The organism is Pseudoalteromonas prydzensis (assembly GCF_001661495.1).
GTDB classification, from domain to species: Bacteria; Pseudomonadota; Gammaproteobacteria; order Enterobacterales; family Alteromonadaceae; genus Pseudoalteromonas; species Pseudoalteromonas prydzensis.
Genome location: NZ_BDDT01000015.1, coordinates 80,077 through 104,671, shown reverse-complemented (window position 1 = coordinate 104,671; position 24,595 = coordinate 80,077). Strand labels below are relative to the sequence as shown.

Here is a 24,595-nt window from a genome sequence, read left to right as displayed (position 1 = left end):
CTGACCGCTGACCGCTGACCGCTGACCGCTGACCGCTGACCGCTGACCGCTGACCGCTGACCGCTGACCGCTGACCGCTGACCGCTGACCGCTGACCGCTGACCGCTGACCGCTGACCGCTGACCGCTGACCGCTGACCGCTGACCGCTGACCGCTGACCGCTTAGGCCTGTGGCTGCCCGTATATTTGCTCTGCGCGGTTAAACAGCACCCACGACGTTAAAATATATTTATCATTCGACACTGGCTTATTACCGCGATGGGTATGAGTAAAGTAGCCAGGGGCAATCACCATAGTGCCTTTTTTCGGGGCTATCTTACGATTTTGATAATAAAACTCGGTTTCACCGCCTTCTTCAACATCGTTTAAATAAAACATAAATAACAATACTCGATGTAGTGCTTCGTTATGCTGTAACTGTGGGTACACTTCACTATGCCAATACGGGTAGCCGCCTTTGTTAACTTCGTATTTTTGCGCTTGGATATTACCGAGTCGAAAAATTTGCTGTACCAATAAAGGTAATTGCGGTTTACCTACCTCGTCAAAATTAGCTTGCGTTAAATCAACAGGTTGTCCTGTTTTGGGGTGGTACACTTTTAAACCAAACGCCCCAATCATTATAAAAATATGTTCTTCAATGTAGTTAAAAACATATTGTGCAGTAGTTTGTTGAATATGTTTTAATTGCTCAGCGTATTCAGGATGATTGTTTAAGTGTAAGTCGTGGCTATCTTTTTTATTAAGATCTATGCCGCCTGATGTCATCCCTTGTTTTATATGCGGGCTTTGCGAAAAGGTAGTGATAAAGTTATCGCAAAAGTCACTGCTGAGCGCGTTGTCATATACGCGGATAAAGTCCGTCATGAGTTACCTGTTTAATTATTATTGGATTATTATGTTTACTGAAAAAGTGATGCCGCGCTTTAGCGAAACGGATGCACTCGGACACATCAACAATACCGTACTCCCTGTTTGGTTTGAAGCCGCCCGAGTACCTATTTTTAAATTTTTTACCCCTGATCTTAATCCTCACAACTGGAAGTTAATCATTGCTAAGGTTGAAGTGTCGTTTGTCGGCGAGTTATTTTATGCCCATGAGGTGACAATTAACACCAGCATAGAGCAGATTGGTAATAGTTCATTTGTGATCCGCCAAGAAGCCTGGCAGCAAGATAAGTGCTGTGCAATTGGTAAAACGGTCATGGTGCGATACGACTTTGCCAGCAAAACAAAGCAAACGCTTTCGGCTGATGAAAAAGCTGCATTAACACAGCACCTTGTTGCAGCTAGTTAATCGCAGCTTAGCTGTGACAAGCTGGGTGTTTAGTTAAATATTGCCCCAAGGCAACCACTTGTTTTTGATTAAAGCGTAGTCCGAGCTTAGTTCTGCGCCACAATATATCTGCGCTGTTTTTTGCCCATTCATGGTTAACTAAGTAATCAACTTCTTGTGCATATAAGCCATGACCAAAGTGATAACCTAAATCGCCGATTGCTTGGCTTTTACCTAATAATTGATAACTAAGCGTGCCATAACTGCGAGCCATACGTTTTAAGGTGTCGATTGGCAGCCAAGGATAGCTGCTTTCTAACTGTGCGATAAGGTATGCTTGGTTACTAAAGTCGCCGCCTGGTAAAGGGCTATCTTTCGTCCACGAGCGACTCATTTTTGGGTAAAGAGGCGCTAATTTATTAACGGCATTTTCTGCAAGCTTTCTATAGGTGGTAATTTTGCCACCAAACACGCTTAATAATGGGGCGTGATCAGCTTCATTATTTAATATCAGTTTGTAATCGCGGGTGACCGCTTGGGCATCTGTTGATTTGTCATCTAACAGCGGGCGCACGCCACTAAACGTGTGCACAATATCCGCTTCGCTTATTGGCTTTTTAAAGTAATGATTAGTAATACTGATCAGGTATTGTATTTCTTGCTCACTAATTTTTACATCAGCAATATCGCCAGTGTACTCTTCATCAGTGGTGCCAATTAGTGAGTAATCTTGCTCATAAGGAATAACAAATACAATACGGTTATCCTCGTTTTGTAAAATATAGGCAACCGGCTGGCTATGAATTCGAGGCACCACTATGTGACTGCCTTTCACAAGGCGAATGGTGTGTGGTGTGGGCTGGGTAAATACATCTTCAAATAATGACGCGACCCAAGGGCCTGCGGCATTTACAACACTTTTGGCCTTAATGTGTAGTTGCTGTTTGCTCGCTTGTTGCTCTAAAATCACATCCCAGTCAGTTGCATTACGCGTTGCTTTAATGCAGCGTGTACGTGTTGCAATGGTGGCTCCCAAATTATGTGCTGCCTGTGCGTTTAAGATCACTAAGCGCGCGTCATCAACCCAGCCATCAGCATATTCAAAGCCTTGAGTAATACTACTGTTGAGTACGCTGTCGCTGTTAAATTCAATTGTTTTTGAAGCAGGTAAAGTATTACGTTTGGCTAGGTGATCGTAAATAAATAATCCCACTCGAATCATCCATAGCGATCGTAAATGTGCTTGATGAGGTAGTCTAAAAGAGAGTGGCCACATAATATGCGGCGCTTTTTTTAACAGTATTTCACGCTCACGCAAGGCCTCTCTTACCAATCTAAATTGATAATTCTCTAAATAGCGAAGCCCGCCATGAATAAGTTTGCTGCTATTAGAGGAGGTTGCTGAGGCTAAATCGTCTTGCTCACATAATAATACTTTCAAGCCGCGACCACTGGCATCTGCGGCAATACCAGCACCATTAATGCCACCGCCAATGACGAGTAAATCATATTCGTTATCGAGTAACTGCACGGGAGCACCTTTAAGTTGGTTGTGAATGTCAGATTATATTAACGCGATTAGCCGCCTGTTAATTCGCACTGTTATTTTGCTGATTATTAGCAAGCGTCACTTGCGCAATACAATGCAGCCATTTTGCATATAAATCGTTGCGCTCATCGCTGCTCATGGTTGGTTCAAAGCGCCGGTCACATCGCCACATCGTTGCTAGTTGCGCTGTTGATTCATAAACCCCACTTTGCAGGCCTGCTAAATAGGCAACACCAAGCGAGGTGGTTTCGGTTAAGGTCGGGCGCTCAACACTTGCACCTAAAATATTAGCTAAAAATGCCATTGCCCAATTATTATTGGCCATACCGCCATCGACGCGCAAAATACTGGGGCGCAAGCCATCCCCTTCCATCGCTTTTTGCAAATCTTTAGTTTGATAACCCACTGATTGTAAGGCAGCTGCCACAATAGTACTAATCCCTGAATCTCGGGTAAGCCCTAAAATAGCACCACGAGCATTAGCATCCCAATAAGGAGCGCCTAAACCTGTAAAAGAGGGCACTAAAAATACCCCATGATCTAAGGGAACACCTTTAACCAGCGCCTCACTTTCACCTGCGTGCTCCAGTAGTTTTAAACCTTCTACAATCCATTGCATGGTGGCACCTGCCATAAAAATACTGCCTTCAATGGCATAGGTGGGTTTGCCGTTGAGCCTATAGGCGATGGTGGTTAATAAGCGATTATTCGACTTGAGTGCTTTATCTCCGGTATTAAGCATTAAAAAACAGCCAGTTCCGTAGGTGCTTTTTGCCATACCTTCTTCAAAACACGCCTGGCCAATTAATGCGGCTTGCTGATCGCCCGCTATGCCACTAATTGGGATTTCACCACCAAATAACTCGCTGCTAGTTACACCAAAGTCAGCCGCTGAGTCCATCACTTCAGGTAACATTGAGGCTGGAATATCAAATAAGCAGAGTAGCTCTTCATCCCAGCATTGCTTATGAATGTTAAACAATAATGTGCGAGAGGCATTGGTTGCATCGGTTTTGTGTACTTTACCGTTGGTTAATTGCCATAGTAAGTAGGTGTCTACTGTACCAAAGGCCAGTTCGCCAGCTGCAGCTTGCTCTTTAGCGCCAGTGACATTATCTAAAATCCAACGAATTTTGGTGGCAGAAAAATACGGATCGAGTAATAAGCCGGTTTTATCATTCACGCTTTCGCTGTGTCCTGCATCACGTAAACTCTTACAGTATTCACTGCTGCGTCGATCTTGCCAGACTATCGCGTTATAAATGGGTTTACCTGTCGTTTTATTCCATACTAAAGTGGTTTCACGTTGGTTGGCGATACCTATAGCTATAATGTCTTCAGCTTTGACTTGTTTATCTGCTAATGCTTTTTGCGCACTGCTAATTACTGTTTGCCAAATATCATCGGGGTTATGCTCTACCCAACCATTTTCAGGGAAGTACTGTTGAAACTCTTGCTGAGCGGCTGTATATACTTGCGCATCCTTAGTAAATAGCACAGCTCTTGAGCTTGTTGTACCTTGATCAATCGATAGGATATATTTAGACATTAACAGCTAGTTTTTAAATGAATATGGGTTAGTTTGTATGCAATTTTGTTTATTCGCAATCACTTTTTAAATTTGTGAGAGTTAAGACTAAACATAGCCTTATGAAAAATAACGCTTTATAATTTAAAGCCCACTTTTGTGGGCGACTATAATTAAGACTCGCTAGCACTTACTAATTCTTTATGTAGCCAATCTTTTAACTCTGCTCGTTCAACTTTTAGTTGTTGCATGGATTGATCATCAATTGGGGCATCTTGAAGTTCGAGTACACGAACCTCCTTATCAATAGCATTATACTGCTTTGCTCTAGCCGCAAACTCGGAACTTTCTTTACTTAACGCAGTGATGGTATTTAGATGCTCAGGAAACTCTTTAGTTAATGAATGGTCTTCGCCTAACATATTTTGCTCCTTAATTATTAAATGTAGATGATGTGGGGGATTTATTTGCCCCAACATAATAGAGCTTGGGCAATTACAGAATAAATCAAGAGTGAAAAGCTTGTTTAAGTGATAACTACACTATCTTTGTGTTAAGACTTAACTATCATGATTTGCTGTCTGAGCATGAAACAGGCATATTCGAAAGACTTACGCTGAAGGTGGTTGAACTTCAGCGTAGGTGTTGGGGGCTGTTATTTATCATAAGGTGATGATGTTGCTACCAATAGCACATTGCTCAAAACTATCAGCTGAGCTCAATACTTTATCGGCAGCTGTGTGTGCATCCACAGGTGCGGCATAGCTTGGCATTACAATACTTGCTAGCATCAAGCAGGCAAAAGCACATAAAAGGCTGATAGCTTGTTTATCTGTTTTTTCCATTATTATTCACCTGCAATTTCAAGTTGAGTAACGCTATAGCTCAATAATGAGCAACCGATAAGCAAGCCTTTACTGACTAAGTTTTTACTAAAATTAATCATACCTCATTCCTTTTTGATTATTCTGAATATCAAATTAGTTAAATAATTTTGCTAGTTGTGCAGAAAGTTGCTGGTTCACCATTTTGATTGATTCATCTATTTGCGCAGTGATAGCGGCATCAATTTTGTTTAATTGGTTTTCAAATGAAGCGTTAAAGTCTTGGCTAAAACTGTAATCAACAGCAACTACGTCCTGTGTTTGTGAAATACTTGTCACTGGTGAAACCTTGTTATTTTCCATCTCGTTTGCCATAACACTGGCACTAAATAAAGTGGCTATAGCAGCACTTACTAATAGGGTTTTGGTCGCTGATTTAGTTAATGATTTCATGATTTGTTCCTTCATATTTGCTCTAGTTGGCCATCCATCATCATAAGGATATGGGATGTTATATTTAACGTGTTGTTCGCTAAGTTGTAGCGATGAGCAAATATTAGAGGGCAGCAGCAATAAAGTCGCTTATCTAGCTATGAGCAATTTAATCATAAGGTTTTTAATTTTAAATATGTTTTAAATTAGTTGCTTAGATTGAAATCTTATTTGGATTATAAGGTTTCGCTTTTAACTATTTTGGCTTGTTGACGATACTTTGGCGGTGAGTTTTTAACTGCTGTAAAAAATGTTAGACGTTAGATGCAGTTTTTCAATCGACAATTAACTGAAAATTCTTTGCTATTGGGTTAGAATGCGGCTCAATTACTTCTCTTGCCCTGCAACCTTTAATTACCAATGAGTTACTAACCTGATGTTGTTAATGATCGACAATTACGATTCGTTTACCTATAACCTAGTGCAATATTTTCAGCGCTTAGATCAAGAGGTGCTAGTAAAGCGCAATGATGAGATCTCGGTTAGTCAAATAGCTCAGTTGAACCCGCAGCACATCGTGATATCGCCTGGGCCATGTACGCCAAATGAGGCGGGTATATCTTTAGATGTGGTTGCGAAGTTGAAGGGACAGTTGCCAATTTTAGGTATTTGCTTAGGGCATCAATCTATTGCACAGGCATTAGGTGCTAATGTTGTTAGAGCCAAACAAGTGATGCACGGTAAAACCTCACCAATTTATCATGCTAATCAAGGTGTATTTACTGGTTTAGCAAATCCATTAACGGTATGTCGTTATCATTCATTAGTGGTTGAAAAAAATAGTCTGCCAGATGAATTGCAGATCACAGCTTGGACAAAAACAGAAAATGGCCAGTTAGATGAAATAATGGGCTTAGCTCATAACAGCTTAGCATTAGAAGGGGTACAATTTCATCCAGAAGCTATTTTAACTGAGCAAGGGCTCGAATTACTTGCTAACTTTTTAACTCGGTTCTAGGCTTATGCTAACAAACGTAATTACTCCTTTAATTTTTATATAAAGACAATAATGAATGACAGATGAAGTGCGCCAACAAAGGATTGCGAAAGCATTAGAACAACGAGCCCATGATCTGTTGCTTGGGCATAGTTTTGCGCAGCGTCAAATTGGCTATATTCATACCTTAGAAATTGACTACGGCGAAGCAATGGAACAACGTACCTTACTTGAAGTGGAAGTTGCAGCAGAAAAAGTACGTAAGTTATCTAGCACTGCTCATCATAAATATCGCGCTCAAGCTAGTCAGCAGCTACATCAAGTTATTGAGACTGCGATGAGCAAGCAGTTAGCTGATATAGACACTGTACTGCATGAAACAATTGGCATTGAAGATAACATACCTGCAATTTTAGACATACTCGCTGTAAAATCTGCATCAGTGGGGCGCATTGAGCCGTTAGTCAAAGATCTGACTTGGTTGGGCCGTGAATTAGTCACTTTTGTCAACTTGCCTTATTATCGCGCACAACGAAATAAACACACTTCGGTTAAAGTTGATAACCCGTCTTTAGCACTGCGCTATATCGGTTTAGATAATTTGCAGTTTGTTGTACCTACTTTTGCGGTGCGTCATTGGATGCCGCATAGTACTGAACCGTTCCCACTGTTAAAGCGCAGGTTGCGCGATAACTCCATGGCCTGCGCTATTGCAGCACAAGAACTGGCAAAGCTTAATGGAATAAATGAAGTTCATGCATTTACCTTAGGTATGCTACTCGATGTGGGGAAAATAGCCTTGATCAGGCTATATCTTCGTACATTCGAACGAGTGTGGCAAAGAAAGGTCGCAATGGCTCGCGAAGAGCAACACAAAGATTTACACACTGCCTTATTAGAGCTAAAGCCAGATCCGCTATTTTTAAGTACTTTACTGAATCAGCATGCGCTTAAAGTGACAGCAACGGTGATTGAGAAGATGGCATTTCGGTATTTGCCATTTAATGCCGTGCTATCGCAATTGGTTAATGGTGTGGCAAAAGGTGACTCAGCATTGCCACTAACAATGTTAATACGCAAAGCGCGCTGTTATAGCCAAGCAGTTAGTTTGAGTGCCCATCAGTTATTAGAAAGTGATGAAAAATCACTCTGGTTTAACCATGTTGGACTGTCTAAGCTGGAGCTTGAACAGCTAGAAAAAACCAATTTACAGCATTTTCATATTAAAATTGACTAGTTTCATAAATTTTTTGTTAATTTTTTTACGACTATTCATTCATCATTAATATCTGCTTTTACTCACCTTTTATTTACAAAAGCGCTGCTTGGCGAGTAGTGGGGCAGCCTTATCGAATAAACAACCCCATTATTCATTATTCAGATAGTTATTCACTATCTCTGAAATAATATCTCAATCCCTTTAATTACAAGGGCTGCATGAAAGTTTTCTAAGAGACAATAGCAAAAAACTCTGAAATAATGACCGTCTGAAAATTGAACCAGAGAGTATTTTTTGGCTATTTAAGCTATGCTGATTTACGCCAAATGAGATGGTATTTCACACCATCATCGAGCCTATTTTTCACGCTCTCTGTGAGATAACAATTAAGAGGATATAAAATGACAGTCAATCGCGAATTATTTGATCAAGTAATGGTTCCTAACTACGCACCTTCAAGCGTTATTCCTGTTCGTGGTGAAGGGTCACGCGTTTGGGATCAGCAAGGTCGTGAATATATCGACTTTGCCGGCGGTATCGCTGTTAACTGTCTAGGTCATTGTCATCCTGCATTAGTTAAAGCACTAAAAGAGCAAGGCGAGAAAATCTGGCACGTAGCTAATGTAATGACGAATGAGCCAGCACTGCGTTTAGCTAAAAAGCTAGTAGATGCGACATTTGCTGAAAAAGTTTATTTTGCCAACTCTGGCGCTGAAGCAAATGAAGGTGCACTAAAATTAGCGCGTCGCGTAGCACTTGAAAACTTCGGTGAACAAAAATCACAAATCATCGCTTTTAACAAAGGCTTCCATGGCCGTACATTCTTCACTGTTACTGTAGGTGGTCAAGCTGCTTATTCTGATGGCTTTGGTCCAAAACCTGGCGATATCGTGCATTGTGATTTTAACGATTTAGACGCTTTTGCAGCACTTATCTCTGATAACACCTGTGCGGTAATGATGGAACCACTGCAAGGCGAAGGCGGTATTATTTCTGCTACTGACGAATTTGCTAAAGGCGTACGTGAATTATGTACTAAACATAATGCATTGCTTATTTTTGATGAAGTACAAACAGGTGTTGGTCGTACTGGCGAGCTGTATGCATATCAAGGTTTGAATGTAACTCCAGATATTTTAACTACAGCTAAAGCGCTTGGTGGCGGTTTCCCAATTGGTGCGATGATCACCACAACAGAAATCGCCAAGCATCTTAAAGTAGGTACGCACGGCTCGACTTATGGCGGTAATCCATTGGCATGTGCTGTTGGTGAAGCGGCTTTTGATACTGTAAATACACCTGAAGTACTCGCTGGCGTTAAAGCTAAAGCTGCATTATTCAATGAATTATTAACAGCGATTAACGACAAGCACCAAGTGTTTTCAGAAATTCGTGGTCAAGGCTTGTTAATCGGTGCAGTAGTAACTGAACAGTTTAAAGGTCGTGCTAAAGAGTTTTTAGTGGCAGGTACTGCTGAGGGCGTGATGTCTTTAGTGGCTGGTGCTGATGTTGTACGCTTTACACCTTCTTTAGTGATCCCTGAAGCGGATATTCGCGAAGGTATGGCACGCTTTGAAAAAGCGGTTGCCAAAGTTGTGAACGGTTAAGCAACACGTCTCATCATTATAAGGGCAGGCAGCAAGCTTGCCCTACTATTCTTAATTTACCGTTATTTATAAGGGAGCAAGCGGACTCATGATGATCCTTCGCCCAATCCAGCAATGTGATTACCCAGCTTTATTGAAAATTGCCCACGAATCAGGGCATGGTTTTACCTCTTTACCTAATAACGAAGAGTTATTACAAAAAAAGATTGACCATTCTATAAGCTCATTCGCAAAAAGTGCATCTCACCCAGGTGATGAAGGTTACTTGTTTGTTCTTGAAGATAGCGAAACTGGTGAGGTAGTTGGTACCTCAGCAATAGAGGCTGCGGTAGGTTTAGATGATGCGTTTTATCATTATCATTTAAGCAAAGCCATTCATTCATCTCGTACATTGAATGTATATAAAGCGGTTGATATCTTAACCTTGTGTAATGACTACACAGGGGCAACAGAGCTTTGTACGCTGTTTTTAAAAGATGGTTACCGTAAAAATAATAACGGTAAGCTGCTTTCAAAAGCACGTTTTATGTTTATCAAGCAACACCAAGAGCGTTTTGCTGAAACCGTTATTGCAGAAATGCGCGGTGTTTCTAACGAGCAAGGCAATAGCCCATTTTGGCAGTGGCTTGAAGAGCACTTTTTCTCAATGGACTTTCCAACGGCTGACTACCTAACTGGGATTGGCCAAAAAGTATTTATTGCTGAACTCATGCCGAAGTACCCAATTTACGTCAACTTACTCAGTAAAGATGCGCAAGCTGTGATCGGTAAAGTGCACGATAACACGCGCCCTGCGATTGAGTTGTTAAAAAGTGAGGGCTTCACGTTTAACGGCTACGTTGACATTTTTGACGCAGGCCCTACGGTTGAGGCAAAAGTTGATAATATTGCCACTATTCGCAATGCAAAGAACTTTACCGTGAAAATTGGTGAAAACAGTGGCGACACTGCTGTGATGTTAGCCAATGAAAAACTAAATGACTTTAGAGCAACCGTTGCACAGCTAAACTTTGATGAAACTAGCTCAGAGTTGACTTTGCCTCAGGCAATGGCCGATGCACTGCATTTACAAGCTGGCGATATAGTTACCGCAACACGTATATAATTTAGGAGAAAGTACATGACTCATCCTGCACAATTTATTAATGGTCAATGGTCACAAGGCCAAGGCGATACATTTAATTCAGTAAACCCAGCCAATAACGAGATTATTTGGCAAGCAAACTCAGCAACCAGCGAGCAAGTTGATACGGCTGTTAACTCAGCGCGTGCAGCATTTTATAGCTGGGCAGACAAATCATTTGCAGAGCGCCTGGCGATTGTAAAAACGTTTGCTGAAACCCTAAAAGAGCACAGCGAAGAGCTGGCGATAGCGATTGCCCAAGAAACGGGTAAGCCGTTATGGGAAACTCGCACTGAGGCGGGGGCTATGGTCGGTAAAATTGCGATCTCTGAAAAAGCATTTTTAGAGCGTACCGGGGACGTTGAAAATCCAATGCCGCAAGGTCGTGCGATGATCCGTCATAAGCCACATGGTGTAGTTGCCGTGTTTGGCCCATATAACTTTCCTGGTCACTTACCTAACGGCCATATTGTGCCTGCGTTATTAGCGGGTAATACCGTGGTATTTAAACCATCTGAGCTGACCCCAGCTGTGGCAGAGCTTACGCTTAAGTTATGGGAAAAAGCTGGTTTACCAGCTGGCGTTATTAACCTTGTACAAGGTGAAGTTGTAACAGGTAAAGCATTGGCTGCCCATAAAGGCATTGATGGTTTATTCTTTACTGGTTCATCACGCACAGGTCATATTTTACATGAGCAGTTTGCCGGTCAACCGGGTAAAATCTTGGCATTAGAAATGGGTGGCAATAACCCGCTTATAATTACTGATGTTGCAGACACTAAAGCGGTTATTCACGATATTATTCAATCAGCGTTTATCTCAAGTGGTCAACGTTGTACTTGCGCACGTAAATTATTTTTACCAGTAGGCGAGCAAGGCGATGCAATTTTAGCTGGTTTAATTACTGCCACTAAAGCGATTAAAGTGGGCAACTACGATGACGCAGAGCAACCATTTATGGGCTCGATGATTTCATCGGCGGCTGCAGCTGGCATGGTAAAAGCACAGCAACAACTTATTGAGCTTGGCGCTGAGGTACTAGTTGAACTTAAGCACACTGAAAATACAGGCTTTGTAACACCCGGTATTATTGAGTGTACTGATGTTGCTAACTTCCCAGATGAAGAGCACTTTGGGCCGTTATTAAAAGTATTCCGCTTTACAGATTTTGACAGTGCAATTGATAAAGCCAACGATACCAGCTTTGGTTTATCAGCAGGCTTATTAAGCGATAACGCCGCTGACTATGACCATTTCTTACGTCGTATTCGTGCCGGTATCGTTAACTGGAATCGCCCAATTACAGGAGCTTCTAGTGCTGCACCATTTGGTGGTATTGGCGCATCGGGTAACCACCGTGCTAGCGCATACTATGCCGCTGATTACTGCGCATACCCAGTTGCCTCTGTTGAGCTTGAAAAAGTAGCAATGCCAGCAACATTAAGCCCAGGCTTAAAAATCGATTAATCGATTTTTCTAAACTAGTAATAAACCACTAAAAAAGCAGCCTTGGCTGCTTTTTTTGTATTGGTTAAGGCTCAAAGGTAGCAATTAAAAGCGCTTTCTGCTTAAATCAGTAGAGTCGTGTTTAATTAGGTGTGAAGAAATATGGTTTTAGATAGGCAGGGATATGATGATTTGATCATGTACCTTACTCAAAATTTAGCATTATTTGAGAAGTCCGGCGAAATAAAACCAGGCGCTCCTACTATTATGGAGCTGATCGAAGATGATATTGCTGAAAATGTCATGCTGATATGTCAGCAGCATACTGAGCTTACCACCGAACAACGTAGCCAAATCGTGCGAGAAGTTGATGGTATCGTATACGATTTACAAGAAGTGCTCAGCAGTGTCACCAGTAATCAAGTCACCATAGAGCAGCATGCCTTTATTGATGAGTTTGCCGCACTGGTAAAAAACCTCTTTGATAGCGCCGTTGTTGAAAGTGCTTGAATACATCGTTTTTAATTTGCAACTGTGTGTGACTTCCTTACAATCAAGTAAATAACTACTTTGAGAGTCATAAAATGCAAGCGAATGTAAAATGGGTTGAAGGCGATACCTTCCTAGGTCGTTCTAATTCTGGTCATAATGTTGTGTTTGATGCTGGTAGCGATAGCGCCGCACCAAGCCCAATGGAAATGGTGTTAATGTCAGTGGGTTGTTGCTCATCGGTTGATGTGGTGAGTATTTTAAAAAAAGCCAAACAAAACTTCTCTGATGTACAAGTACAACTAAGCGCTGAGCGCGCTGAATCTGCCCCACGAGTATTTACTAAGATTAACTTACACTTTGTCGTGACTGGCGATAACGTCTCTGAAAAGCACCTTGCGCGTGCTGTGCAGCTGTCGGCAGAGAAGTATTGTTCAGTGGCATTAATGCTTGATAAAACAGTAGAAATTACCCACACGCACGAAGTTATCCAAGAACAGGGAAAATAACGCTTTTTCCTGCGGTGAAATTCGTATAAAATCCGCGAACTTTTCATTCTGCTCTGGCAGATTTCACTTGTTTATAGGTTGGTTTATCATGAACAAACCCTTCGATAAAATTAAACTTCATGGCTTTAATAACTTAACCAAGAGTTTAAGCTTTAGTATTTACGATATTTGCTATGCAAAGACAGAGCAACAACGTAAAGAATATATTGAATATATCGACGAACAGTACAGTGCTGATCGACTAACCGATATTTTAGGTGAAGTAGTGGATATTATCGGTGCGAATATCTTAAATGTTTCGCGTCAAGATTACGATCCACAAGGTGCTAGTGTAACAATTCTGATTTCAGAAGAGCCAATTGAGCAACAGCAAACTTATGACGTAGATGAAGCGCCAGGTCCATTGCCTGAAACGGTGGTTGCTCATTTAGATAAGAGTCATATCTGTGTTCATACGTACCCTGAAGCGCATCCTGATGACGGTATTTGTACTTTCCGTGCCGATATCGAAGTTTCTACTTGTGGCATTATCTCGCCTCTTAAAGCGTTGAACTTCCTAATTCACAGCTTAGAGTCTGATGTTGTAACAATTGACTACCGCGTACGTGGTTTTACCCGTGATGTAGATGGCGTTAAGCACTATATTGATCACGCGATCAATTCAATTCAAAACTACATGACTGAAGATACCAAAGAAGCGTACCAAATGATGGACGTGAACGTGTATCAAGAAAACTTGTTCCACACTAAGATGATGCTAAAAGAGACCGATTTAAATACCTATTTATTTGGTGTCACTACTAGCGACTTATCTGAACAGGAAGAAGAAGAAATTCGTTCTAAGTTAACCCGCGAGATGCAAGAAATCTTCTACGGTCGTAACTTACCAGAAACAGAATAAGCTAATTTAATTAGTCCTTACAAACGGCGCGTAATGTAAATTACGCGCCGTTTTTTTGTAAGTTAGCTAGGTTAAAGTTAGCGAGGGTAAAGTGGCACTAGCTTAAGTAGGTCGTGATTTATCGCGGCAACTAAACTTCTTTAATTCAATTGCAACAAGTCCCATTTATTACCGTATAAATCTTCAAAACTGTGTCTATAGTTTTTACCAGAACAATACAATTCATCAGAGGACTAAAGGCTGTATTAGGTCGTGCATCACAAGAACTATGCAAAAAGCTTGGGTTTTGGTAATCATTTGACTGCTATTCTTACCACTTATATGCTGGTTAAAAGCCCACCTAAAGGATCAACATGCTAGTTAACTTATCTCAACATGTGTTTAGTGCCGAGCAAGTACGAACTCACGAATCCACCGCCGCAGCGCAATCTGGTGTAGCTATGTATACCTTGATGGAACATGCGGGGCAGGCGGTGTTTGCACAGGCTATTAAGTATTTTCCGCAAGCTCAAAATTATGTTGTTCTGGTTGGTGTGGGCAATAATGCAGGTGATGGTTATATCGTTGCAAGCCTCGCTAAACAGGCCGCAAAGCAAGTAACAGTCATTGCGGCTGCACCAGATAAACCATTAACGGGCGATGCGCTTACAGCGCAAAAAGCATGGTTAGCAGCTGGTGGTGACATAACGGCATTTCATCAGCAAATTATAGATAACGCGGATATCATTATTGATGGCTTGTTAGGCACAGGAATAAACAGTGATGTACGTGCTCCTTTTGTTGAGTTGATTGAAGCTGCTAATAACAGCGCTGCGCCAATTGTGGCAATTGATTTGCCGTCGGGTATTAACGCCGATACCGGAGCCGTGCAGGGCGTGGCAATTGAGGCTGATGTTACAGTCACTTTTGTTGGTATTAAGCAAGGGCTTGTTACGGGCGCTGGACGTGCCTGCGCAGGTATTGGAGAGCTTGATGATTTATCTATTTCAGATGTATTTACACAATTGGCAACGCCAACTGCAAAGCTGATAAGTTATCAAACATCTCAAGGCTTAGCGAAAAGAAGTAATAATAGCCATAAGAGTAGCCATGGTAAATTACTGTGCGTTGGTGGTAATAAAGGCACGGCGGGGGCAATACGCTTAACTAGCGAGGCCGCGCTGCGCAGTGGTGCTGGTATGGTAAAAGTATACACTCATCCTGAGTCAGTCCTTGCAGTGAGTATTAGCTGCCCTGAGTTAATGGTCACCGCGACTGATTTAACCTCAGCACTCGAGTGGGCTAGCTGTGTAGCGATTGGTCCAGGGCTTGGTCAAGATGAATGGTCAACCACCACCTTCGAAACAGTCATGCAATATTGCTTAGCGCATAACAAACCGCTAGTGATAGATGCCGATGCGCTAAATCTTATTGCTCAGAGCTCGTCAATAACGCCACTGAGAAATACGATGATCACACCTCATCCAGGTGAGGCTGCACGGTTACTTAATTGCTCTATAAGCGATATTGAGGCAAATCGTTATTACAGTGCAACGCAACTTAGCAATCACTATGGCGCGTGCTGTGTGCTTAAAGGGGCGGGCAGTATTATTACTAATAGCACTAATACTTGGGTTTGTACTGATGGTAACCCAGCACTCGCTGTCGGCGGCAGCGGTGATGTACTTACTGGCATCATTGCTGCGCTTATCGCGCAAGGGCTAACTACAGAACACGCTGCTTGTTATGGCGTAACGCTACATGCCAAAGCCGGTGACATCGCTGCACAGCGCGATGGTGAAAAAGGTATGTTGCCAAGTGATTTATTTGCGATTATCAGGCAGCTAATTAATGGTAAATAGCGGTTAAATATACTTTTTGGTCACTATGTAGATGAACTGGTTTTGCTAAATACACGACAGTCCCTATACTCTAATTTGCGCGGCTATTATTTACTACTGAGGTAAAAAGAAGATGTTGATACAAAAAAAAATGTACCTAGGGAGTTTTTTGCTGCTGTTGTTTGCTTTAATTATTCTGTCAGGAATAATGCAGCTAGTTGTTACGCCAATCATTAAAAATGACGCTATATCCAGCGCAAAATTACAAGCAAAGGTGATCGGCGAATCATTAGCAAAAGATTTAGCTAAAAGTGCCACCTTAACGCAAAGCTTAGCCGTGGTAGCAGAAACTTTGCCATTGCAGCAAGCGGACTTTATTGAAAATATTGCTCCTTTGATTGCAAGTGGCAAAGGTATTGCCGGTGGTGGTATTTGGCCGGAACCGAATAAAATGCTGCCTTCAGCAGAAAAAGCGTCTCTTTTTTGGGCAAAAACAGGCAGTGGCCAATATCAACTTTTAGATGATTACAATCAGCCTGACAGCAGCGCGTATCAGCAAGAAAGCTGGTATAAAAATGCTATTAATGCTAATCGCGGTGAGTGCGTATGGTCTGAAGCTTATGTAGACACTGTATCTAATGTGCCAATGGTTACTTGTTCGGTAAAAATAATTCGCGATAACCAATTTTGGGGGGTTGCCACCTTAGACGTTGAACTGGCATCTATCGAAAGCTCATTGCTTGCAGAGAACAATGCCACGGGCACCTATAACTTTATTTTAGATAGCGCCGAGCAATTGGTATCGATCCCATTGATACGCGATACTAACTTAGCAATGATGAGCCTTACTCAGGTTGCCAGTAAAGACAGTAGCTTAAAGCCGTTGGTCAGCGCTTTGCAAAACGGCAATACAACTGTTGCTGAATTTGCTAGTGGTGTGGTTAATAATGACGAATCTATTTTAGTAACCTACTCATTGGCCGAGCAAAATTGGCGCTCAGGGGTTATTATTCCCGCCGCAATTGCCAAGAAAACCGTGAACACCCTCACTTATTATTTATACAGTTCATTTATCGCCCTTATTCTCATTTTTGTATCAGTATTACTGATTTTTGGTAATCGTCTGGTGCAGCAAATTAACACCACTACAGAGCAAGTTAGAATGTTAGTGCAAGGTCGCACCAATTCAAAATTAGCCGTGCGCGGTAGTGATGAAATGAGCCACTTATGCGTCGCAATTAATGACTATGGCGATCACCTGATTAAGATATTAGAACAGATCCAAACAGAAGCCGCTGCGGTTAAGAATAATGCTGAAGCGATGGATAACTTAAGTAATAACAGCCAAATTCGTACACAAGAGTTAATGGAAGAAAACAATATGTTGGCTGAGGCAATTAACGAAATGTCGATAGCAGCCTCATCAGCCTCACAAGATGTTTTGAGCGTTGCAGATATAACCACGCAATCAGCTGATTTAGTGAATTCTGGTTTTGATGTTATTGAGAAGAATGCCGAATCAATCCAGTTATTATTTGATAAATTAACGGAATCATCAGATGCCATTTCACGGATTGCACAAGACTCAAAACAAGTGGGCTCGGTGCTTGATGTGATCATGAATATTTCTGAACAAACCAATCTACTGGCGCTTAATGCTGCCATTGAAGCCGCTCGAGCAGGTGAATCAGGGCGTGGTTTCGCGGTGGTTGCAGATGAAGTGAGAACCTTGGCACATCGTACTCAGCAATCGGCTGGTGAGATCGAAACCATGATCAGCCAATTACAGGAAGCTGCGAGCAGAGGGGTTAACGTTATTGGGCAATGCCGTGAATATTCTGAAGTAGTGAATGAGCGCTCAGCAACAACACGTGCACAATATGAAAGTATTGTTACCGCGTTTAATGATATTAAAGAGCGCTCATCAAGTATTGCCGTAGCGACTGAAGAGCAATCACAGGTAACCGAAAACGTGAAAAACTTGGCAGAGCGAATTCGTGAGATCTCTGTGCAAAATGCCAGTGATGCTGAAGAGTTCCGCAGCGTCAGCAAAGATTCAAATAGCCAAGCACAGCGTTTATACCAAATCAGTCAGCAATAAGTTTGATTTATAGTCCACGTTAGAGTTTGCTGAAGATGCGAACTCTAACTTAACTATTAGCGGTGCAGTTCACCAGCTCGTTCAGGCTGATAAGTGACTGCTTTTATTTTCACTTTGATGAGGCCGCCACCTGGTTTTGGCCATTCAATTTCGTCGCCTTGTGACAAACCAAGTAGGGCGCTACCTACTGGGGCTAAAATTGATATTTTATCAGCACTTGCATCAGCATTTTTTGGATACACTAAGGTCTTAGTGAATTCTTCTTGGGTCGATTCAACAATAAAGTTTACCGTTGAGTTCATAGTAACCACTGTCGAAGGCATATCTTTTGGCTCGACTATGGTTGCGCGACCGAGTTCAGCTTCAAGTTCTTTTTCGCCAGCGAAACTGCCAGCTGGCAACGATTCCATTAAATCATACAATCTATCAGCATCGAGCGATGAGATGATTAGTTCAGGCTTTTTATTCATCTTACTATCCTTAACAATGTTGTATAAATAAAACTAACTCTGAGTATGGTTTGCTACGCAGTTCAGACACTGCAATACGCTGGAGTCATTTTACTTGCAAGTAATATCCGCTATTTTATCTTTGCCCATAATGCTAAAAACCCAGCCGAAGCTGGGTTTTTAATTGAGCTAGATGGTTAGGAGATGAATTACATCATCCCGCCCATTCCACCCATACCGCCCATGCCGCCCATATCAGCGCCGCCAGCTTCATCCTTTGGGATTTCAGCTACCATTGCTTCTGTGGTGATCATAAGGCCAGCAATCGAGCCTGCAAATTGTAGTGCAGAGCGCGTTACTTTAGTTGGGTCTAGAATACCCATTTCAATCATGTCGTTGTATTCGCCAGTTGCTGCGTTGTAACCAAAGTTACCTGTGCCGCCTTTAACTGCGTTAATAACAACAGACGCTTCGTCACCTGCGTTAGTAACGATTTGACGAAGTGGTGCTTCCATAGCACGTAGTGCTACTTTGATACCGTGGCTTTGATCTTCGTTGTCGCCAACTAAGTCAACTAGTTTGCTTGCTGCACGTACAAGTGCAACACCACCACCCGGTACTACGCCTTCTTCAACCGCAGCGCGAGTTGCATGAAGTGCATCTTCAACGCGGTCTTTTTTCTCTTTCATTTCGATTTCAGTCGCAGCACCTACTTTGATTACTGCAACACCGCCGGCAAGTTTAGCCATACGCTCTTGTAGTTTCTCTTTATCGTAGTCTGATGTTGCTTCTTCAATTTGTGCTTTGATTTGTGCAACACGACCGCTGATACCCGCTTCTTCGCCAGCACCATCAATGATAGTAGTATCATCTTTAGTGATAACTACGCGCTTTGCAGTACCTAAGTCTTCAACCGTTGCTTTTTCAAGCTCTAGGCCGATTTCTTCAGAGATAACAGTACCGCCAGTTAATACTGCGATATCTTGTAGCATTGCTTTACGGCGGTCGCCAAAACCAGGTGCTTTAACAGCAGATACTTTAACGATACCACGCATGTTATTTACTACTAATGTAGCTAGCGCTTCACCTTCAAGGTCTTCAGCAATGATAAGTAGTGGCTTGCTTGCTTTAGCAACGGCTTCTAATGTAGGTAGTAACTCACGGATGTTAGATACTTTTTTGTCTACAAGTAGAATGAATGGGTTATCTAATTCAACGGCGCCTTTTTCTGCGTTGTTGATGAAATACGGAGATAGGTAACCACGGTCAAACTGCATGCCTTCTACAACATCTAGTTCGTTCTCAAGTGATTGACCTTCTTCAACTGTGATCACACCAGAGTTACGGCCTACTTTTTCCATTGCTTCTGCAATGATGTCACCAATCTCTTTATCAGAGTTAGCTGAAATAGTACCTACTTGAGCGATTGCTTTTGCATCAGCACAAGGTACTGAAAGCTCTTTTAGCTCAGCAACGGCTGCGATGATTGCTTTATCAATACCGCGCTTAAGGTCCATTGGGTTCATACCCGCAGCAACTGCTTTTAAGCCTTCATTTACAATTGACTGTGCTAATACGGTTGCAGTAGTTGTACCGTCACCAGCTGCATCATTTGCTTTAGATGCAACTTCTTTAACCATTTGTGCGCCCATGTTTTCAAACTTGTCTTCAAGTTCGATCTCTTTTGCCACTGATACACCATCTTTAGTGATCACTGGAGAGCCAAATGATTTGTCTAGAATTACGTTACGGCCTTTAGGACCTAAAGTTACGCGAACTGCGTTTGCTAAGATGTTTACGCCAGCTAGCATTTTAGCGCGTGCGTCACCTGCAAAAAGTACTTCTTTTGCTGCCATGATTAGTTTCCTTTAAATTCTTGAATGTGTTAAACGAAAAGTAGCTTTAGCCTACAATGCCTAAAATATTGTCTTCACGCATGATCAGGTACTCTTGACCTTCGATCTTTTCAGCTTTTTCAACATATGAGCCGAATAACACAGTGTCACCGACTTTAACTTCTAATGCTCTCACATCACCGTTATCTAGAGTACGGCCATTACCAACAGCGACAACTTTACCGCGAGTTGATTTCTCAGCCGCAGAACCAGTTAATACAATACCGCCAGCAGATTTGGTTTCTTCTTCTAGGCGCTCAACGATCACGCGATCATGTAAAGGACGAATGTTCATTTTGTTTAGTTCTCCTAACAGTTTCTGAACAGGACAGAAAAAAGCTTTATATGTACCAGTTTGCTTTAAACCTAATGATTTAAAGCAATTGATTTAGTTGTACTCAGTAATGGGGGTATTGCGTCAAAACCCAAGTGGAAAAATTAAAATTTTTAATCTTTTCGCTCGTACTCGCCATCAATGGTGGTTGGCTCGCTCATTTTGCGTGGTTCTGGCTCTGCATGAGTGTGCTGATTAAATGATGTTGGCCCTTGTTGCATGCCTGCGCTCATGCGCACTGTTGCTTGACTAGCAAGGCCTGCAGCTAGTTTATTGCGAATAGCCGGGGTTAATAATAAAAAGCCGAATACATCGGTCATAATGCCCGGTGTCAGCAATAATATGCCAGCGATAATCACACATAAACCAGTAAACAATTCTTTGGCAGGCATTTGCCCTTGTGCCATTTGGCTTTGCACATTTTGCAGTGCGCCCATGCCTTGCGTTCTCACTAATTTTGCACCGACTATTGCGGTGATGATCACTAAGGTAATGGTGGCAAAGCCGCCAATCACCTCAGCTACTTGAATTAATAAAGCGATTTCAATAATCGGCACGAGAATAAATAACAAAAATAAAAATCTAAACATAAGGCTCTCTAAATAGTGCTCACGTAACATCGTGATGAAATATAAATATGGGTTACACGGTCTTTTTTCAAGGCTGGTGGTAAAGCTACACTAGCTAACTACACTTTGCCTTAGCTATCAGCTACTATGGCGTTGGGCAGAGCAATCAACCAAAGGTTCAATATGACGACTCATTTTCGACTTATTTTTACCACTTGCGCGGATGTAAGTGAGGCACGCTCGATGGCTGAGCAATTAGTTAAACTTAAACTCGCAGCGTGTGTGAACATTCTTCCTAATGTGGAATCTGTTTATATGTGGCAAGGAGAGGTTGCTCATGCAACCGAGTGTAAATTATTGATTAAAACGAAGTCAGAAAAAATGAATGAGGTAATTCAGACTATTAAGCGATTACATAGTTATGAGATCCCTGAAATTCAGGTTGTTGATGTAGCCACTGGCAATTTAGCCTATTTTAATTGGATGGATGAGGTACTTAATTAATGCGTTGTTTTCTTTTATTGCTTTGTGCGCTTTCGCTGTTTCCAGCCCAAGCTGCGAATAAAGATTTATTGAGTAATTTACTACAGCCCGCAGAACAAACATTTTTACCGGTTGAACAAGCATTTTCATTTGATTTTGATCAGCAAGGCAGCACGTTATTTATTGGTTGGGATATTGCACCCGGTTATTACCTTTACAAAAACAAGCTGGAAATTATTGGCAAGGGTGCCGATATTCAAGTCCCCGATCTTGGCAAAGGGGTCGTTATTGAAGATGAATTCTTTGGCAAAACCGAGGTTTTTTTTGATTCACTCAGTGTGGTTAGTAAGTTAAGCAATGTAGCGAAAGATGGCGTAGTTAAAGTTCGTTATCAGGGCTGTGCTGAAGCAGGGCTGTGTTACCCTCCTGAAATCATTACCATTCCATTGAGTATAATTGCCGGGGAAACTCCTGCAGCGGATAGCGCAAGCACAGGTAATGCGTTAGCTGCACTTAGCGCCGCATCGCCTGCTCCCGTAGTTGATGATAGTGCTGTAAATAATGAGCCAGAAAAAGAGTTAAATTTTACCGAAAAACTAGCCTCGCAAGGTTTACTGGCCAACTTAGCTATTTTCTTCTTAGTGGGTATTGGTTTGGCATTTACTCCCTGCGTGTTTCCGATGTTTCCAATATTATCGAGCTTAATTGCTGGACAAAAAAACCTGTCTACTAAAAAAGCCTTTGCACTGTCCTTTGTATATATCCAAGGGATGGCGGTGACTTATGCGGCACTAGGCTTAGTGGTGGCGTCTTTGGGTGGCCAAGTACAGGGCTATCTGCAGCATCCGTTTGTATTGATCAGCTTTAGTTTATTGTTTGTTTTATTGGCAATGTCGATGTTTGGCTGGTACGAAATCAAACTGCCAAGCGGCATGATGAACAAGTTAACCCAAGTGAGTAATAATCAAAAAGGCGGCAATTACATTGGCGTATTTTTAATGGGCGTGTTGTCAGGTTTAATAGCCTCTCCCTGTACAACAGCACCGTTATCTGCGGCCTTATTATTCGTCGCGCAAAGCGGTGATTACCTCGTAGGTGGTTTAACTTTATATGTGTTGAGTTTAGGTATGGGGATTCCACTATTACTACTTGGCACCTCTGGCGGTAAATTATTACCAAAAGCAGGCGGTTGGATGGAACAGGTTAAAACCCTGTTTGGTTTTATCATGTTAGTTGTGCCACTTATATTGCTTGAACGTATTGTTGATGCTGAAATCATTTTACTAATGGCAGGTCTACTGGCAATCGCTACCGCATTGTATTTACATCATTGGCAAAGCGGTCAAAGCCAAGGGAAATTAAAAACGGCGTTGTGGTTTGTTGCCACTTTATTAGTGATTGGCGGTGCCAGCGTAACTAAAAACTATATATGGCCAACAGCGCAAGTTGTTAGTGCCGCAAATGGCGAGCAACAAGAACGCGGTTTTAAATTAGTGGCTAACTTAGCTGAGCTTAAACAAGCAATAAATGATGCAAACAGTGATGGCCGTTTAGTGATGGTTGATTTGTATGCAGATTGGTGTGTTGCGTGCAAAGAATTCGAGAAATACACCTTTCCTGACGCTAAAGTGCAAGGTGAGTTTGCAAATTTTGAACTATTGAAAATAGATTTGACCGAAAGCGACGACACCACAATTGCAGTAATGGAAGAATTTACGGTCTTTGGTTTACCAAGCATTTTGTTTTTTGATACCCGAGGTGAAGAGCTTGCAGCGCAGCGTGTGACGGGCTTTTTAAACGCTAAAGACTTTGCTGAACATTTAGCAAAAGTGAGAAATAGCGCTAAATAAATATTTTTCACACCACTATTTTAAACGCCACTTTATAAGAGTGGCGTTTTTGTTTCTGTTGTAGTTACTAGTGATTAGACCAGTATTTTGCTGCTATTTACGTCGAACTGGCTATAATAGGTGGTTAACGTGAGAAATAGTTGCTATTTTAGTTTTTCCCCTCTACATTTTACGGGGATTTCTAATCAAAATGGCTTAACTCATTATTTATAGGATTATCGCGTATTATGGCTGCAAAATTTAAACTTTTAGTTATAAATGGCCCTAACTTGAACATGCTAGGTAAGCGTGAGCCAGAGAAATACGGTTCACACACGCTTAGTGAGATTATGAGCGAACTAACAACGTTTGCTGATGGTCTAGATGTGGAGTTAACGCATTTTCAAAGTAATAGTGAGCAAGCTTTAATTGAGCGCATACACAGCGCTTGGCAGGCTATTGATTACATTATTATCAACCCAGCTGCATTTACGCATACAAGCGTGGCTTTACGTGATGCATTACTGGCGGTTGATATCCCGTTTTTTGAAGTGCACTTAACGAATGTGCACGCGCGGGAAGCGTTTCGTCATCATTCATATTTTTCTGATGTGGCGCAGGGCGTGATATGTGGATTAGGCGCAATGGGTTATCGTGCAGCACTTGAAGCTGCCGTAAATCGGTTGCAAAACGCGAATTAATTTTAACTAACAAACTAACAGGCGGGTCGTTCATGGATATTCGCAAGATCAAAAAACTAATTGAACTAGTAGAAGAATCAGGTATTGCTGAATTAGAAATCACTGAAGGTGAAGAATCAGTACGTATCAATCGTAATAACATGAGTGCAGGTCCTGCTTACGCTCCACAGTATGCACCTCAATATGCACCAGCTCCTGCGCCAGCTGCTCCTGCCGCTGCACCAGTTGCAACTGCTGAGGCAGCTGCACCAGCAGGCCCTACTGGTCATCAAGTATTATCACCTATGGTTGGCTCTTTCTATTCAGCGGCTTCTCCAGAAGCTCCAGCATATGTTGAAGTGGGTTCACAAGTTAAAGTTGGTGACACACTTTGTATCATCGAAGCGATGAAAATGATGAACCAAATTGAGTCAGATAAAGCGGGCACAGTAAAAGCGATTTTAGTTGAAAATGGCGAGCCAGTAGAATTTGATCAACCGCTATTCATCATTGAATAATAGCGTAACCTAATAAG

Annotated in this window: 25 protein-coding genes and 2 pseudogenes; 15 read left to right on the top strand and 12 right to left on the bottom strand. The window is 42.0% G+C overall.

Going from position 1 to position 24,595, the window contains the following annotated elements:
- The 3 genes and pseudogenes from A7968_RS23850 to A7968_RS19560 form a co-directional block, all read right to left on the bottom strand.
- Positions 1-99: pseudogene (locus A7968_RS23850) on the bottom strand (hypothetical protein); the annotation flags it as partial.
- Positions 68-184 (bottom strand): annotated as a pseudogene (locus tag A7968_RS23845) (hypothetical protein); the annotation flags it as partial. The pseudogenes A7968_RS23845 and A7968_RS23850, both read right to left, overlap by 32 nt.
- Positions 163-867 carry a 2OG-Fe(II) oxygenase gene (locus A7968_RS19560; RefSeq protein ID WP_064668222.1) on the bottom strand — a complete coding sequence of 235 codons (705 nt, stop codon included), beginning with the start codon at positions 865-867 and terminating at the stop codon, positions 163-165. The gene A7968_RS19560 and the pseudogene A7968_RS23845, both read right to left, overlap by 22 nt.
- Positions 868-898: 31 nt before the next feature.
- Here A7968_RS19560 and A7968_RS19555 point away from each other — a divergent pair, with 31 nt between their 5' ends.
- Positions 899-1,297, top strand: coding sequence for an acyl-CoA thioesterase (locus A7968_RS19555; protein ID WP_064668229.1), 399 nt, complete (start codon positions 899-901; stop codon positions 1,295-1,297).
- 7 nt (positions 1,298-1,304) lie between these two features.
- Here A7968_RS19555 and glpD read toward each other — a convergent pair whose 3' ends face one another.
- The 5 genes from glpD to A7968_RS19530 all read right to left on the bottom strand — a co-directional run bounded on the left by glpD (position 1,305) and on the right by A7968_RS19530 (position 5,630).
- Positions 1,305-2,807 carry a glycerol-3-phosphate dehydrogenase gene (gene glpD / locus A7968_RS19550; RefSeq protein WP_064668221.1) on the bottom strand — a complete coding sequence of 501 codons (1,503 nt, stop codon included), beginning with the start codon at positions 2,805-2,807 and terminating at the stop codon, positions 1,305-1,307.
- A 58-nt stretch (positions 2,808-2,865) separates the two neighbouring features.
- Positions 2,866-4,374, bottom strand: a complete 1,509-nt coding sequence (gene glpK / locus A7968_RS19545) for a glycerol kinase GlpK (RefSeq protein ID WP_064668220.1) — start codon at positions 4,372-4,374, stop codon at positions 2,866-2,868.
- A gap of 152 nt (positions 4,375-4,526) precedes the next feature.
- Positions 4,527-4,775: an HP1242/YdcH family protein gene (locus tag A7968_RS19540; protein ID WP_064668219.1), complete on the bottom strand. Its 249-nt coding sequence runs from the start codon at positions 4,773-4,775 to the stop codon at positions 4,527-4,529.
- Positions 4,776-5,015: 240 nt separating this feature from the next.
- Positions 5,016-5,198: a hypothetical protein gene (locus A7968_RS19535; RefSeq protein WP_064668218.1), complete on the bottom strand. Its 183-nt coding sequence runs from the start codon at positions 5,196-5,198 to the stop codon at positions 5,016-5,018.
- 135 nt (positions 5,199-5,333) lie between these two features.
- Positions 5,334-5,630 carry a hypothetical protein gene (locus A7968_RS19530; protein ID WP_064668217.1) on the bottom strand — a complete coding sequence of 99 codons (297 nt, stop codon included), beginning with the start codon at positions 5,628-5,630 and terminating at the stop codon, positions 5,334-5,336.
- A 415-nt stretch (positions 5,631-6,045) separates the two neighbouring features.
- Here A7968_RS19530 and A7968_RS19525 point away from each other — a divergent pair, with 415 nt between their 5' ends.
- The 10 genes from A7968_RS19525 (at position 6,046) to A7968_RS19480 (ending at position 17,821) form a co-directional block, all read left to right on the top strand.
- The gene (locus tag A7968_RS19525) at positions 6,046-6,627 is read left to right on the top strand and encodes an anthranilate synthase component II (protein WP_064668216.1); all 582 of its coding nucleotides are present in this window, start codon (positions 6,046-6,048) and stop codon (positions 6,625-6,627) included.
- Between the two features lie 55 nt (positions 6,628-6,682).
- Positions 6,683-7,843 carry an HDOD domain-containing protein gene (locus tag A7968_RS19520; RefSeq protein ID WP_064668215.1) on the top strand — a complete coding sequence of 387 codons (1,161 nt, stop codon included), beginning with the start codon at positions 6,683-6,685 and terminating at the stop codon, positions 7,841-7,843.
- Between the two features lie 383 nt (positions 7,844-8,226).
- On the top strand, positions 8,227-9,432 hold the full coding sequence (locus A7968_RS19515) for an aspartate aminotransferase family protein (protein WP_064668214.1): 1,206 nt from the start codon (positions 8,227-8,229) through the stop codon (positions 9,430-9,432).
- An 88-nt stretch (positions 9,433-9,520) separates the two neighbouring features.
- Positions 9,521-10,537, top strand: coding sequence for an arginine N-succinyltransferase (astA, locus tag A7968_RS19510; protein ID WP_064668213.1), 1,017 nt, complete (start codon positions 9,521-9,523; stop codon positions 10,535-10,537).
- Positions 10,538-10,552: 15 nt separating this feature from the next.
- Positions 10,553-12,022, top strand: a complete 1,470-nt coding sequence (gene astD, locus A7968_RS19505; RefSeq protein WP_064668212.1) for a succinylglutamate-semialdehyde dehydrogenase — start codon at positions 10,553-10,555, stop codon at positions 12,020-12,022.
- Between the two features lie 141 nt (positions 12,023-12,163).
- Positions 12,164-12,511, top strand: a complete 348-nt coding sequence (locus A7968_RS19500) for a DUF3802 family protein (protein ID WP_064668211.1) — start codon at positions 12,164-12,166, stop codon at positions 12,509-12,511.
- Between the two features lie 74 nt (positions 12,512-12,585).
- A complete protein-coding gene (locus A7968_RS19495) occupies positions 12,586-12,999 on the top strand; it encodes an OsmC family protein (RefSeq protein WP_064668210.1) in 414 nt (137 codons plus the stop codon).
- An 88-nt stretch (positions 13,000-13,087) separates the two neighbouring features.
- On the top strand, positions 13,088-13,900 hold the full coding sequence (speD, locus tag A7968_RS19490) for an adenosylmethionine decarboxylase (protein ID WP_064668209.1): 813 nt from the start codon (positions 13,088-13,090) through the stop codon (positions 13,898-13,900).
- Between the two features lie 353 nt (positions 13,901-14,253).
- Positions 14,254-15,741: a bifunctional ADP-dependent NAD(P)H-hydrate dehydratase/NAD(P)H-hydrate epimerase gene (locus tag A7968_RS19485; RefSeq protein WP_064668208.1), complete on the top strand. Its 1,488-nt coding sequence runs from the start codon at positions 14,254-14,256 to the stop codon at positions 15,739-15,741.
- 187 nt (positions 15,742-15,928) lie between these two features.
- Positions 15,929-17,821 carry a methyl-accepting chemotaxis protein gene (locus A7968_RS19480; RefSeq protein ID WP_227008866.1) on the top strand — a complete coding sequence of 631 codons (1,893 nt, stop codon included), beginning with the start codon at positions 15,929-15,931 and terminating at the stop codon, positions 17,819-17,821.
- A 56-nt stretch (positions 17,822-17,877) separates the two neighbouring features.
- Here A7968_RS19480 and rnk read toward each other — a convergent pair whose 3' ends face one another.
- The 4 genes from rnk to A7968_RS19460 form a co-directional block, all read right to left on the bottom strand.
- A complete protein-coding gene (gene rnk, locus A7968_RS19475) occupies positions 17,878-18,291 on the bottom strand; it encodes a nucleoside diphosphate kinase regulator (protein WP_064668206.1) in 414 nt (137 codons plus the stop codon).
- Positions 18,292-18,479: 188 nt separating this feature from the next.
- Entirely contained in the window at positions 18,480-20,126 is a 1,647-nt protein-coding gene (gene groL / locus A7968_RS19470; protein WP_064668205.1) for a chaperonin GroEL, read from the bottom strand.
- A 46-nt stretch (positions 20,127-20,172) separates the two neighbouring features.
- Positions 20,173-20,460, bottom strand: coding sequence for a co-chaperone GroES (locus tag A7968_RS19465; protein WP_054204533.1), 288 nt, complete (start codon positions 20,458-20,460; stop codon positions 20,173-20,175).
- A gap of 152 nt (positions 20,461-20,612) precedes the next feature.
- Positions 20,613-21,089 (bottom strand): FxsA family protein, encoded by a 477-nt coding sequence (locus A7968_RS19460; protein WP_064668228.1) that lies wholly within the window; start codon positions 21,087-21,089, stop codon positions 20,613-20,615.
- A 162-nt stretch (positions 21,090-21,251) separates the two neighbouring features.
- On the opposite strand from A7968_RS19460, the gene cutA reads away from it, so the two are divergent.
- From cutA to accB, 4 genes are all read left to right on the top strand, one after another.
- Positions 21,252-21,572, top strand: coding sequence for a divalent-cation tolerance protein CutA (cutA, locus tag A7968_RS19455; RefSeq protein ID WP_064668227.1), 321 nt, complete (start codon positions 21,252-21,254; stop codon positions 21,570-21,572).
- Positions 21,572-23,401 carry a protein-disulfide reductase DsbD gene (locus A7968_RS19450; protein ID WP_064668204.1) on the top strand — a complete coding sequence of 610 codons (1,830 nt, stop codon included), beginning with the start codon at positions 21,572-21,574 and terminating at the stop codon, positions 23,399-23,401. Before cutA ends, A7968_RS19450 begins: the two co-directional genes overlap by 1 nt.
- Positions 23,402-23,628: 227 nt before the next feature.
- The gene (aroQ, locus tag A7968_RS19445) at positions 23,629-24,081 is read left to right on the top strand and encodes a type II 3-dehydroquinate dehydratase (protein ID WP_064668203.1); all 453 of its coding nucleotides are present in this window, start codon (positions 23,629-23,631) and stop codon (positions 24,079-24,081) included.
- A 32-nt stretch (positions 24,082-24,113) separates the two neighbouring features.
- Positions 24,114-24,578, top strand: coding sequence for an acetyl-CoA carboxylase biotin carboxyl carrier protein (accB, locus tag A7968_RS19440; protein WP_064668202.1), 465 nt, complete (start codon positions 24,114-24,116; stop codon positions 24,576-24,578).
- Positions 24,579-24,595 lie beyond the last annotated feature (17 nt).